16 protein-coding genes are annotated in these 13117 nt (G+C 35.1%); 8 read left to right on the top strand and 8 right to left on the bottom strand.

What is annotated here, in order from left to right; genetic code table 11:
• Positions 1-8: 8 nt before the first annotated feature.
• The 3 genes from NG806_RS05500 to NG806_RS05490 all read right to left on the bottom strand — a co-directional run bounded on the left by NG806_RS05500 (position 9) and on the right by NG806_RS05490 (position 2496).
• On the bottom strand, positions 9-335 hold the full coding sequence (locus NG806_RS05500) for an ArsR/SmtB family transcription factor (RefSeq protein WP_261512265.1): 327 nt from the start codon (positions 333-335) through the stop codon (positions 9-11).
• A 138-nt stretch (positions 336-473) separates the two neighbouring features.
• Positions 474-1610, bottom strand: coding sequence for an FAD-dependent oxidoreductase (locus NG806_RS05495; protein ID WP_390882575.1), 1137 nt, complete (start codon positions 1608-1610; stop codon positions 474-476).
• 52 nt (positions 1611-1662) lie between these two features.
• Positions 1663-2496: a helix-turn-helix domain-containing protein gene (locus tag NG806_RS05490; RefSeq protein WP_261512263.1), complete on the bottom strand. Its 834-nt coding sequence runs from the start codon at positions 2494-2496 to the stop codon at positions 1663-1665.
• A 135-nt stretch (positions 2497-2631) separates the two neighbouring features.
• On the opposite strand from NG806_RS05490, the gene NG806_RS05485 reads away from it, so the two are divergent.
• The gene (locus tag NG806_RS05485) at positions 2632-2901 is read left to right on the top strand and encodes a hypothetical protein (RefSeq protein WP_261512262.1); all 270 of its coding nucleotides are present in this window, start codon (positions 2632-2634) and stop codon (positions 2899-2901) included.
• Positions 2902-3002: 101 nt separating this feature from the next.
• Here the strand turns inward: NG806_RS05485 and NG806_RS05480 are convergent, their stop codons facing one another.
• The gene (locus tag NG806_RS05480; protein WP_261512261.1) at positions 3003-4202 is read right to left on the bottom strand and encodes an MFS transporter; all 1200 of its coding nucleotides are present in this window, start codon (positions 4200-4202) and stop codon (positions 3003-3005) included.
• An 87-nt stretch (positions 4203-4289) separates the two neighbouring features.
• On the opposite strand from NG806_RS05480, the gene NG806_RS05475 reads away from it, so the two are divergent.
• The 4 genes from NG806_RS05475 (at position 4290) to NG806_RS05460 (ending at position 6863) form a co-directional block, all read left to right on the top strand.
• Complete coding sequence (locus NG806_RS05475; protein WP_261512259.1) at positions 4290-5138, top strand: AraC family transcriptional regulator; 849 nt, start codon at positions 4290-4292, stop codon at positions 5136-5138.
• 112 nt (positions 5139-5250) lie between these two features.
• The gene (locus tag NG806_RS05470) at positions 5251-5538 is read left to right on the top strand and encodes a DUF6150 family protein (RefSeq protein WP_214824805.1); all 288 of its coding nucleotides are present in this window, start codon (positions 5251-5253) and stop codon (positions 5536-5538) included.
• Positions 5539-5733: 195 nt separating this feature from the next.
• Entirely contained in the window at positions 5734-6156 is a 423-nt protein-coding gene (locus tag NG806_RS05465; RefSeq protein ID WP_214824807.1) for a cupin domain-containing protein, read from the top strand.
• Between the two features lie 32 nt (positions 6157-6188).
• On the top strand, positions 6189-6863 hold the full coding sequence (locus NG806_RS05460; RefSeq protein WP_261512258.1) for a succinate dehydrogenase cytochrome b subunit: 675 nt from the start codon (positions 6189-6191) through the stop codon (positions 6861-6863).
• Between the two features lie 25 nt (positions 6864-6888).
• Here NG806_RS05460 and NG806_RS05455 read toward each other — a convergent pair whose 3' ends face one another.
• The 3 genes from NG806_RS05455 to NG806_RS05445 are packed head-to-tail and all read right to left on the bottom strand — an operon-like array spanning position 6889 to position 9357.
• A complete protein-coding gene (locus tag NG806_RS05455) occupies positions 6889-7428 on the bottom strand; it encodes a hypothetical protein (RefSeq protein WP_261512257.1) in 540 nt (179 codons plus the stop codon).
• A gap of 1 nt (position 7429) precedes the next feature.
• On the bottom strand, positions 7430-8179 hold the full coding sequence (locus tag NG806_RS05450) for a DeoR/GlpR family DNA-binding transcription regulator (protein ID WP_214824810.1): 750 nt from the start codon (positions 8177-8179) through the stop codon (positions 7430-7432).
• Complete coding sequence (locus NG806_RS05445; RefSeq protein ID WP_261512256.1) at positions 8173-9357, bottom strand: MFS transporter; 1185 nt, start codon at positions 9355-9357, stop codon at positions 8173-8175. The genes NG806_RS05450 and NG806_RS05445 overlap by 7 nt, the downstream gene beginning before the upstream one ends.
• Before the next feature lie 93 nt (positions 9358-9450).
• Here NG806_RS05445 and NG806_RS05440 point away from each other — a divergent pair, with 93 nt between their 5' ends.
• Together NG806_RS05440 and NG806_RS05435 are read left to right on the top strand one after the other, a co-directional pair.
• Complete coding sequence (locus tag NG806_RS05440) at positions 9451-9843, top strand: VOC family protein (protein ID WP_214824812.1); 393 nt, start codon at positions 9451-9453, stop codon at positions 9841-9843.
• Positions 9844-10113: 270 nt separating this feature from the next.
• Positions 10114-11256 carry a serine hydrolase domain-containing protein gene (locus NG806_RS05435; RefSeq protein ID WP_261512253.1) on the top strand — a complete coding sequence of 381 codons (1143 nt, stop codon included), beginning with the start codon at positions 10114-10116 and terminating at the stop codon, positions 11254-11256.
• Positions 11257-11297: 41 nt separating this feature from the next.
• Here the strand turns inward: NG806_RS05435 and NG806_RS05430 are convergent, their stop codons facing one another.
• Positions 11298-11957 carry a phosphatase PAP2 family protein gene (locus tag NG806_RS05430; RefSeq protein ID WP_214824816.1) on the bottom strand — a complete coding sequence of 220 codons (660 nt, stop codon included), beginning with the start codon at positions 11955-11957 and terminating at the stop codon, positions 11298-11300.
• Between the two features lie 328 nt (positions 11958-12285).
• On the opposite strand from NG806_RS05430, the gene NG806_RS05425 reads away from it, so the two are divergent.
• Positions 12286-13107 carry a DUF2490 domain-containing protein gene (locus tag NG806_RS05425; protein WP_214824820.1) on the top strand — a complete coding sequence of 274 codons (822 nt, stop codon included), beginning with the start codon at positions 12286-12288 and terminating at the stop codon, positions 13105-13107.
• The last annotated feature ends 10 nt before the right edge of the window (positions 13108-13117 follow it).

The raw sequence follows: 13117 nt of genomic DNA, 5'->3' as shown, positions 1-13117 counted from the left end.
AAAATGCATTAGCAGCATTTTTGGGTCGTAACCCTGGAGATTATTTTTAAAAAGTATTCATTCAGGATTTCAAAAGTCTTTTCATCAATGCAGTAGCAAATTGCTGTTCCCTCGATATTCCCTTTAATTAAACCAGCATTTTTTAACTCCTTTAGATGCTGCGAAACCGTAGCCTGAGCCAATGGAAGTTCATTTACAATATCTCCGCAAATACAGGTATCTACTTTTAGCAGATATTCAATAATCGCTACTCTGGCAGGATGCCCTAATGCCTTAGCGATAATTGCTATTTTATTTTGCTCATCTGTAAAATGGTCTGTTTTCGTTGCTCCCATGATTTTAACTTTATATTGCAATATTACGATAAATAGAAATACAAAAAATTATTTTTTTAAAATTTTGTCAGAAATGCTTTGTTTTACAATTTATCTATAAAAGCAGTGAGCTTCAAAAATTGAAGCCCACTGTATATTTTACTCGAAAAACTGTAAAAAAGAAAAGCCGGGATCGCGCATTTCTATTTCATTCGTAGCTGATTCAAGTTGAGCATCTGCAGCATAAATCATCATTCTTTTTTCATAATCTTTAATGGCTTCTTCAACAGTTTCAAATTTTCCTTCGGTAAGGTTTTCAGATAAAGTTAAGGCATCTACCAATCCAATATTTACACCTTGACCAGCAAACGGCGGCATCAGGTGTGCTGCATCTCCGATAAGCGTTATTGGGAGAGGGCGATCATTTTTCCAGGGTTTATCCAATGGCAATTTTCTTGTTGGTAATCCCACAAAAAATGAAGTTGCCTGAAATACCTGTTGGAAGGGCCCACTCCAATCTGACAGTCTGTTTGAAAGGAACTCGATAACGGAGTCTTTATTCTCGAAGTCTAATGGGTGACCATAGTTCCATTCTTCAGGTTTCTGAATAATTAAACCATAGGTCAATGCACCATTATTATAAGGATTAGCAACGAATAAACTTCCATTATCTGCCGTCATTAATCTGCTGCCATCACAAAGCTGATAAGCTTCAGGACAATTGAGTTCAGGTGTAGGTACATCCCCCTGAATAATAAAGCTTCCGGTTTCTTCGATTTTAGCATCAGTTACATAGCTTCTTACTTTCGACATTCCTCCATTAGCTACGATAACAAAATCTGCAGTAGCATCGGGTTGATTTTCGAATTGTAATAGCCATTTTCCGTTTTGCACATCAAGATTTGTGAATTTTCTGTTCCAAACTACGGTATTAGCTGTTAGGCTGTTAAGTAATATTTTTCTTAAATGGTTTCTGTTTATTTCCGGATTATCATGCTGATTTTCAGGTGTAGGTTTTCGGGTGTGTAACACATTACCTTGCTTATCAGCAAAGATGATTCCCATAGGAATTGCTTCAGAATAATAATTTTCCAAGAGTCCGGCTTTTTTCAAAGCTTCCTGTCCGGAAGTTTTATGAAGATCGAGAGTACCACCCCAAATTCTTGTTTGTGCATCATAATCTCTTTCGTAAACGGTTACATCTACACCTTTTTGTTGTAGTAACTTAGCCATTGTTAAACCAACTGGTCCACCACCGATGATCGCTACTTTTTTGTCTTTTAATAAATATTGCATGTCTTTTAATTTGTATGTTAATTTCAATACAAATTTCAGAAATGCTCTTGGCTCAGGCTTGTATAAATGCGACAAAATCATCACTTACCATCTGTCTTCTTTTTTTTGCTTTTCTGGCAAATGCAGCAGGTGTGATACCACTGTAGCGTTTGAATTCTCTACTTAAATGAGACTGATCAGTATATCCAAGATCAATGGCTAAACCTGCAATATTAGTTTCGGGATGAAGCCATAAATGATTTCGTGCCTGTTCAAACCGCATTAAACCGGATACATCTTTAACGGTATGGCCTGAAGATTCTTTGAATTTTCTTTCCAATGTCCGAACGGTAGCATGAGCAGCCTGAGCAACCTGGCTTACTGGTAAAGTGCCTTTAGCTTCAGTCATAGCTATTCCAGCTTTAAACAGCATACTATCTTTAGCAATTGCCTTATGCGCATTAAGGAAATACTCTTTGACGTGTTCTATTGCTTCATCTACTCTGCCATTTTGAATTAATGTATTTAATGTGGGATGAAGCTGTGCGATAGGATGTTCAAATGTATGGACTTCAACCTTACCTGATGGCAGTCCCAATAAATCAAAAACAGTCCATGGAAAACATCTGATGGCAATGATTTCTAGACGGTTTTTCATTTGAAATATAACAGGCTGATTCAGAAGTCCTATCATAAATGGGGATGGTAATGGTTGTAATGTTCCATTATAAGAAATACTGCATTCACCTCCAAAATGGAAAATAATCTCTGCATAACCGTCTGGGACTACCTCAAAATCTGATTGTGCTTCTTCAGAGTCTCTCCTGTTATACCAAAAGCATTTTATGGTATCCTGTAATTCCTCAGGAGCCTCAAATTCTTGATGATACATTTCGGGAGGTAGCATAATAGATGGGTGTTATTAATAAAAATCTGTTTAATAAAACGAATACCAATTTATAAATAAAACGACTACTATCAAAACACAATAAGAGAAATGAAGGAAGATTTTACTAATTTAACCGATTAAAATTATTGAAGAATGAATGAAAATAATCAGTACACAGCCTATGCCGTATCAAAGGATGGAACGCGTACGAAAATTGATGCAGAATCCATTATTATACAGCTTGACGCGGAGGAAATTGAAATATCACTGGTTATTCCACATCCGATTTTTCAGGGAAAGCTTACTTTGACGACTGGTTCTGCCGTTCAGGGGAGAAATCAGGAAAAAGGAGCTGGTGTACGTTTTGTTATTGAGCCCGGAGCTTCAAATGTAGTTCATATTACACCAAAGAAAAATAGTTGAAAACTTTAATAAAAAAACTCCATACAGTTTCATTTTAAATAATTTAATTGAATGAAACTGTATGGGAATTAAAGAAAAAATTTATTTGTTATTGATCCAATCTAGGCTTGTTCGCAGATTACTTGGGAAATTTTTATTTTTTCCTCTTCTTCTCTTTCCTCTTCTTCGATCTCCGATTTTTTTGGGAAAGTGATAAAACTAAGTGCTAATGTAGTACCAAGCAATGCAATACTGATCCACACAATTTGATGAATCCCATATTTAGCAATGATAAATCCACCTACAAAAGCTCCCAGAGAGATGCCGATATTGTAACAAGATGTTAAAAGGCTATTGACAAATTCGAGCGCGCTATGAGGTACTGCCTGAGTAGTTCTGATATTTGGAACTAAAAAGCCTCCGGTATGAATCATTCCCCAGAGAGAAATAATAAGAACCATCGGTGTGAAAATTCCGCCAAAGTAATAGGCCAATATCTGAACTGAAATTAAAGAGATGAAAAATAATCTGACCGTTAATAACAGATTTCTGTTTAGAGCAAGACCCATCAACCAATTGCCGACAATTCCCATTCCGCCAAACAAAAGCAGCATGATACTGATCTCTGCCCCATCCATATGTGAAATTTTTTCAAGGTAAGCAGCCAGATAAGTATAACTTGAAAACATGGCTGCAAGAGTAAGAATGGTAGAGGTAAGATTAAGCCAAAGTTGAGGGTTTTTCAGTACATATAACTGATTCTGTGATGTTTTATCCTTATTGGCAGGCATTGATGGGACAAAGAATAATAATCCCAAAAAAGCAATCAGGCTTATAAAACTTCCTACATAAAAAGAAGCTTGCCAATTGTTGAACAAATCTGCAGCATAAGTTGTGAGCGGAACACCTAAAACGGTAGCGAGACTAAGACCTGCCATAACTATAGAAACGGCTTTAGCACCACCCTGTTTAAAAGCTATTGCCATTGAGATATTCCAGAATAAAGGATGTAGGAAAGCTGGTAGAACACGGGCCACCATCAACATCGTAAAATTGGTGGAAATAGAGGAAAGAAGATTTGATAATACAAATACTCCAAGTACCATACACAGTAAAAGTTTCCGATTTATCTTAGTCGTAAACGCGGTTATGAAAGGTGAGGAAACGGCTACTGTAAGAGCAAAAGCACTCAATAACCAACCTGCAGTATCGATAGATACATCAAATTCCCTACTGATATTGGGAAGAATACCAATCACCCCAAATTCTGTGGTGATAATACCAAAGGCTCCCAGGGCCAAAATATAAATCGATCGTTTCATGATGAGTCTTAAAATTATTTAGCAAAATTGAACAGATTTTTTTTAATATATCAGTATATTTTAATGATAAATGAGTAATTTTACGGGATGAATAAAGAAAATATAGACCGACTGGTTGATGTAGAATATTGTAAAACGGAAAAATGCCCCGTAAGGAACCTGCAGTTTTCTTTTTTTCAGATGGTGTATGTTATTTCAGGATCAGGATTTTTAGAAATAAATGATAATAAGGTTACTTATAATAAGGGAAGCCTGATCATGCTTACCCCTAACGATCAGCACTACTTTGATATTTCTGAAATATCAGAATTTTTATTTGTCAAATTTAGTGAAAACTATGTAAGAGAGTATAATTGGAAAAGCATCAATTGTATCGAATGTTTATTATACCATGCCTCTCATTTGTCGGGTTGTGTTTTAAAAAATAAGCCGGATGAATTTCTGGTAAAATCAATTGTTGATTCTCTTTTGCATAATATGAAACACCACGATCTTTATCAGGAAGATCTTACTCTGCATTATGTGAATGCATTAATTGTGATTGCAGCGAGAAATATATCAAAGATGAGACCCGTGAATGCTACAGTAAATTCGGATAAGAGAATGTTATCGATCATCGGTCATATTCAGACTCATATCTACGAACCACAGCAGTTAAAGGCTTCTGTTATCAGTCAGAAATTTGGTTTATCAGAAACTTATTTAGGGAGTTATTTTAAAAATCAATGTGGAGAAACCATTCAGAATTATATCTATAACTACAAAATGAGACTAATTGAGCACAGACTTATGTTCAGTGATATGCGGATCAATGAGATCGTTAATGAGTTTGGTTTTGCCGATGAAAGTCATTTAAATAAATTCTTTAAAAAGCGTCATAAAATAAGCTTAACTGAATTTAGAAAATCCAAACAGACAGTTAAAGAAATGGTTTAATTACAGAGGTTATAAAAGATTGTAATTCATTAAATTATAATTCAGTATCTTTAGACCAGTAATATTTAATTAAATCAAATATTGCTTATAATAACACCAAAACACCGAACACATGCCAAGTATTAATATTAAAAATTTTCAATCTAAAAGTGATCTGATAGTATATGAAACTGATGTTGAAAGCTCAGCAGATCTACTGGTTTATAAAACGAATTCTAAGTTGAAAGCTTTGGAAAATGAAGCTTTCTGGTACTTTGAAAATTTTGAGAACAGTTCTGATCGCTCGATTTGTTTTTCAAACTCTAAAGCAGCTTCTGATTTATCAATCCATTACGTGAGCAATGATGCAAGTGCCCGCTGGCAAAGTGAGCACCCACTGAAAGGTAAATTAAAAAACTGATCAATTTACAGATTAATAGAAATTACATTTTATAAAAGAAAGCCATTGCATTGCAGTGGTTTTCTTTATTAACAAAAAGATCTTTTTATAATGCTGTTATCCTGAGACCTGCATTTCTTAAACCAGTTTAAGAAAATATAGTTTTTTTATTTCCAGTTTTGCTTTAATAATAATCAAGGAAAATTAAAGTACAAAATGAAAAAATCAGCAATTATCTCTGTTGCCTTTTGCCTTACTTTTGTCATGACTGCAAAGGCACAACATTCCGGGAATTCAACTGAAGCAGCAATACCCCCACGCGTTATCTTTAAACAATTTATCGAAACCTCAGGCCTTAAAGAACAGGAAGTAAAAATGGTTATTGTTAATTTTGCTCCGGGTGAAGTTTCTGCACCACACCGACATCCTATACCTACTTTTGGCTATGTTCTGGAGGGTGAGTTGGAATCAACCTTCGATGGTAAGGTTTATCATTATAAAACGGGTGATGCTTTCTATGAAAAGCCGGAAGGATTGCATTCGGGAACAAGGAATATGAGCAAAAATAAGCCAGCTAAACTTCTTGCTTTTTTTGTTGGTGACAAAGGGAAACCATTTTTAATCCCTGAAAAAAAATAATATCCTTACATCCACATTTATCTAATAAAGTTATGAGTTATCGAAAAAATACATTGATTAAAACTTCTATAGGAAGGAAGATTGTAATGGCATTAAGTGGTTTATTTTTAATCAGCTTTCTTATTGTACATGCCTCGATTAATGCACTGATTTTTTATAATGATAATGGAGAAATATTTGGCATAGGAGCCCATTTTATGGCTACCAATCCAATAATCAGAACCATAGAGGTTTTTCTAATTATTGGATTTATTATTCATATTATTCAGGGATATATGCTTTGGTATAAAAATAAAAAAGCCCGACCTGTGGGCTATGCAGTTAATAAAAATATCTCCGGGGTTACATGGTACAGTAAAAGTATGACCTTATTAGGGACATTACTCTTGCTGTTCCTGGTTATTCATACTAGAAATTTCTGGATTCCCAATCGAATTCATCAGTTTCAATTCGGAGAAGAATTGCCCTTGTATAAAATGATGATTGAAAAATTCACGAATCCTGTTGAAGTGGTTATATACCTTATCGGATGTTCCTCTCTTGCCTGGCATTTGGCACATGGTTTCCAAAGTGCATTCCGTTCCCTTGGAGGCAACCCCAACAAATTCAATTCCCTGATTCTGAATTTTGGATATGCTTTTGCTATAATAATACCATTAACACTAGCCATGATGCCCATATCAATTTATGTTGGATGGATAAAATAAGTGGAAAATACAATAATCCATAAAATCACAAACACTCATAGTGGCTTTTCCATTTCTTCACGTCTATTATACTTTTATTTTTATCAAAAATTAATAAATACTTATTTACGCTTCCACAGTACTTTATACCTTCTTTAGAGTTAGATATTATGTCAATTCTTAACGAATCATTTCTTAATGTTGTGAAAATAGCTATATGCGATGGTCCTTTAAATTTTTCTTTACTAAAAACTTTAGAATTTTTATAATACTTTGAGGTTTTCCAATCTTTTTTCCAATAAAGTTTATTCAATTTAATTAGACACTTATCTTTCTTATTATCAGCAATTGTCTTATCAATATTTAACCAGTTTCTGTAATTATCAGTTTTGTAAATGGGATAAGTCTTTTCATATATTGATATTCCATATGCATCTGAAGAAAGAATATCATTATAATACTTTTGAATACCATTATCAATAAAATCTTTGTTTATATAAATAATTCCTTTTTCATACAATGTATAATCACATTGTCCTTTTGTGATATTGAATATTAATAATAATATGATGACTAAAGTTTTCATATTATATAATCTGAACATTCAAACTTCTAAAGGATTCCAGCTCATCATGATCAGCAGGCAAATCCGTAATTAAAACATCAAGATCTGTAATATCACAAATCTTAAGAGGTTCCGTACGTCGTAGTTTACTTTGGTTGGCCAGTGCAATTGTTTTTTTTGAAGACCTGATCATGGTTCTTTTCGTTTCTACATCGCTAATGGAGGTGGCTGAAGCCCCAAAATTTGCGTCCACAGCACAGGTTCCCATGATAAAGAGGTCTGCAATAAACTTAGAGGCTTCATTACAGGTGGTGTTTCCTGTGGTCACTGCCAAATCATCATCATATACTCCACCCAAAAAGATCAGCTCTACTTTTTTAAACTTACTCAATATGGGAATAAGTGAGGTATTGTTAGTAATGATCCGGATATTGATATCAGCAGGCATATAATTGGCAACCGCACAGGTGGTAGTTCCGCCGTCCAAAAATATGGTCATACCATCTTTGATAAATTGCTGTGCTTTTAAAGCAATAACATTTTTCTCATCAGCTAGAAAAGATTGTCTGTCATGAAATGAAAGCGGATCTTTTTCTCTTGATATGGCACCACCACGAACTTTGGATAAAAGTCCATTCCGGTGAAGCTGCTCTATATCTCTTCTTATGGTATCTTCAGAGACGTTAAGGTCTTCAGCTAAATCTTCAAACTTAACTTTATTTTTTTTCTTTAATTGAGTCAATATGACCTGAAAACGCTCTTCTTTTAACATGATGATGGATTATTTCTGAATTTATAGATGATAGCGACCAGAACAAACAGCAAAGCTATGATTTCGAATGCAACCGTCAAAGAAAAATGATGCGCAATAAAACCCAATAAAGCAGGACCAGCCAGCGATCCGGCATATCCTATTGTAGTAATAGCAGGAATAGCAACCGTTGAAGAGATCCCGGAAATTCTTCCGCCTTCACTGAAAAATACAGGAACGATGTTCGCGGCTCCCATTCCAAGCAATATAAATCCAACAAGTGATAATGGTATCCAGGGACTGAAAGTTAAAAGTGTAACTCCTAATGAAGCTACTATACTTCCTCCTATCACCACCACTCTGCTGTTTAGTTTACTGACAAGAGAATCTCCGGATAACCTCATGACAGCCATGGCTACAGAAAAGGCAGCATAACCAATTCCTGAAAATTCATGCTCAACGCCTTTATCATCTCTTAAAAATACAGCACTCCAATCCAGCATAGCTCCTTCTGATAGGAAAACGATAAAACACATCAATCCTAATACCAAAACTTTTGAATCGAGCCACTGAAAACGGCTTGTAGTTTGACTTTCCACATCAACGTGAGAAAATTTAAGAATAATTTCCCTTTCTGTTTCATAATCAAAAAGATATCGGAATTGAATTACCAGAAGAAAGATAAGTAATATGGATATATTTATTGCCGCATAAATAGGATTCAACCCTAATTTCATTAAGAAACCTAAGCCTAGAGATCCGAAAAGTCCACCAACACTGAAAAGCCCATGCAAAGAAGACATAATAGGTTTTCCATATTCATTCTGTACCTGCACACCATGAGCATTCATAGCAACATCAATCGTTCCTATACTGCATCCGAATGCGAATAAAACGGCTCCAATTACATAAACATCAGATATGATCAATAGCCATGGTAATATTATAGCACTGAATAAAACACTTACAGCAATAACTTTTCGACTGCCTATCTTATTAATCATCATTCCTGATAAAGGCATCATTAGCAATGCTCCACCACCCAATAAAAGAAGTAACAATCCCAAATCTGCTTCATTTAATCCAAGTCTGTCTTTTGCCAAGGGAACCATAGGAGCCCAACTCGAAATTCCCAATCCACAGACTAGAAATATCAATTGAGTGGCGGTTTTTGCTTTCGCTATTGTTTTAAGTTTCATTAATCTGATTATTTTATTTTGCAAATTTATGCAAATTTGCATAAATTTGCAAAACATTTAGAGATAATATTTGAAAACTTAAATGTAGAAAAAATGAAATTTGATCACTTTGCCTTATGGTGTAACCATATAGAACTGATGCGAAAGTTCTATTTGAATTATTTTGAAATGGAAAGCAATGAGAAATATGAAAATCAAACTAAAAGATTTGCTTCCTATTTCTTATCATTTAAAAACAATCCTTCTGCAAGACTGGAGCTCATGGAACGTCCGGATATTACCGAGAATGATGGGACAAGAGGAATGCTAATGGGATATGCTCATCTGGCTATATCTGTAGGAAATAAAGAAAAAGTGGATAGTCTGACAAAGAAATTACAGGATGACGGATATACTGTTATTGGAGAACCAAGAACCACGGGTGATGGTTATTATGAAAGTATTGTAAAAGATCCCGAAGGTAATTGGATTGAGATCACTGAATGATCGTAACGAAAACAGATAATTGACTGTGATATTATGTGGAAAGATTCTTTTTTAGTTAAAATTTTAGAACAGAAAATTATGAAATATTTAATAAAAATTTGTTTAGTTCTGTTTAGATAATGCTCTATTTTTGAAAAAACATCACAAATTAGAGATATAATAAGTGCAGTATTCTTTCCTTCCATTCAATAATTAATTTTAAAAAAATACCATAGAGCGAAAATTTTACTCTGTTTCAGTTTAATTAATACTAACTAAAAAAAGTTTTCTATGAAAAAACTATGGTTTCTAACAGCATTGACTGCTGTTTTTATTGCAGTGAACTCTTGTGAAGAAGACAGGTCCACTGATCTGCCTCCTGGGAGTAATCCAAATGCTCAAAAATATCAGCGTATTGTTGATCAGTTTATGGCAGCCGGAGCTGTGGGAGTGAATGTAGCGGTAATTTCTCCTGAAGGTACCTGGACTGGTTCCGGTGGATTGGCCGACAGAGAAAAGAATATCAAAATGTCCACGGATAATAGGCTTCGTATCGGGAGTATGACCAAAATGTTTGCAGCTACAACTATTTTAAAATTACAGGAAGAGGGTTTGTTGAATATTAAAGATAAAATTAACCAATACCTTCCCCACAGTATTACAGATCGTATCGCCAATGCCAATGAGGTAACGATCGAGCAATGTCTTAATCACAGAGCGGGAATCCATAACTATTTACCGGATATTGCTCCAGGTGTTTTTGATGGAAGTATCGTTAATTATTCTGCAGAGCAGACGCTGCAACTTATTTATGACAAACCGGCTGATGATCCTGTTGGAAAAGGATATTACAGCAATTCCAATTATCTCTTACTTTCTCTTATCATTAAAAAAGTAACTGGGAAACCATCTTATCAGGTAATCAATGAGAAAGTGATCACACCACTTGGGCTGAAAAATACAACTGCGAGTACCCTACTGCCGGATAAACTTACCCGATCCTATTATGCTGAAACGATCAGTGATCCTCTGACTGACGTAACTCACATAGATAATAATGGTATCGGTGGTGAAGGGGCGATAGATGGTGGAATGATATCAACGGCTTCAGATATTACCCTATTTGTAGAAAGTTTATTAACAGGGAAGATCCTCTCACCTACCTCTATGCAGCAACTGCAAACCTTTGTAGATAATGATCCAGCACGACTGGAACCGGATCTGAAATATAATAAACAGTATGGATTGGGGCTGATGAAACTGGATACAAATCAGGGAGTGGCTTTAGGACATGACGGGCATGTATTTGGATTTGGTGGTAAATCCTATTATTTCCCAAAACAAAAAGTAACGGTCTGCATCCTTCTTAATACCTGGTCACCAAAGGTGGTCGCCTTATTGAATGCAAAAGATACCTTCAATTTGTTGTTTTAATAAAGAAGTTTAGAATATCAATTCAAAATAAAACAGTCCTGTTATGGGACTGTTTTCATATTTTTAACATAAACAGATCCCAGAGCAAATAAGCATAGAATTCCGACAATAAATCCCCCTACAACATCGGTAAACCAATGTGCTCCCAGATAAATACGGGAAAAAGCTCCAAAGAATATCATCAGGAGACAAAGGGTTATAAGAAGTATTCTTATTGTATATCTTATTTTCTTCATATGAAGGAAAATAAGAATTAGTGCTCCGAAAAAAGTGGTATAGAATAAGACATGTCCACTTGGAAAACTCTGATACTGGGTCTTTTCTAAGAGAACAATCAGATCCTGAGAAGGACGGGGTCTGTTGATGAGTATTTTCAGGATTAATCCAACGATCCCTGATAGTAATGTCGATAGAACGAGAATCGCTTCTTTTTTATACTGTAATAAGACCAATAGTAAAGAAGTGAGAAAAACCATCACGACGGATACTGGTGTTCTTCCCAACCAACTGACACCTATCATTAATGTATTAAGATTCTGGGTTTGATTTTCCTGGATCTCTTGAGAAATATGAAGATCTAAATATTCAGGGGAAATGAAGGTAACAAAGAGGCTCAACATAATAAATATAACCACTAAACTTATCAGTGTTGAATAGAATAAGAGCCTTTTATTAGCCTCCAGGTAGGTTATGAATTTCATATTTTAAAAATTAATCATGACAAGATAGCATTCGAATTTCAAATTAATCTTGAATTTTCTAGAAGTCAAATCAATCTCATTGCAACGCTAAGCATCTTTGATAACAAAATGTGTGCTAATGCAAGGTTTTGGGGATAGAATTATCCATAAAATAAATAAACATAAAAAAGCCGGAGTTCAGATACTCCGGCCACAAATTGCTAAAATTTGTTATATAGTAAATGGATAGACCCTTTTCCAGAATTCTTCCAGAATTTGTCCCGATTTTCGACACTTTAAAAGATATTTAAATAATAAGTAGGATTAAAAAGCCTTTAAATTTGTGACGATGGAGAATGTTTTATGTGTTGTACGACCGTTTAGATTAAAAAAAATTACCGGAGCCTTATTTTTGTTTGCCGGTCTTCTTTTACAGGCCCAGATCAGTCCACCCGGTTTAGGTGAGGCCAATACTGCATTTTGGGGTGCATTTGGTGTTAGACGCCAGCTGGATTCTTTAGGAACGAAACAGGCTTTAAGCTATATTGCCATAGGACGTAAGAGTCAGCCCGATCAGGATAATTTATTCTCAAAGCAAGCCATTTTTGTGTTGAATCACGAAGTGTATCATTCTTTTGCTCCCCATCAACAGTATAGCTATGCGATAAGCTATCGTCGACAACCTCAATATGATGAGGTTTCACCTTATGAAAAAGAAGGCACAGAACAGGAATTCAGGATTTACGGAAGATATGCCTATACCTTTAAATTTGGGGAAAGATGGAAACTGAAAAATACGATCCGACAGGAATTCAGAAAGTTTTTTGATCCCGATTTTCACAATGTGGAAGAAAACTTCCAATTAAGAACCCGTATCAAAAGCCAGATCACGTATAATTTACCCTCAGAAAATAATCAGAAACTGGCATTAAGTGTAGAGGGACTGTTTTCTGCGAGTTATCTTAATGAACCCAATCCGGAATGGACTCCTTTTGGATATCGGGAAATGCGTATTGCTGCCTATTATATGTTTAATATTCCAAACTCTCCTTTTACAGTAGATATTGGTTATATGGATGATCTCATCAGAGGCAGTCACAGTATTACCAAGGGCGGAGTTCATTATCTGGCTGCTGATCTGATCTGGAACCTGCCTTATAAAAAGAAATAAGTTTTACATA

The sequence above is a fragment of the Chryseobacterium paludis genome, assembly GCF_025403485.1.
GTDB classification, from domain to species: domain Bacteria; phylum Bacteroidota; class Bacteroidia; order Flavobacteriales; family Weeksellaceae; genus Chryseobacterium; species Chryseobacterium paludis.
This window is presented reverse-complemented; position numbering and strand designations above follow the sequence as displayed.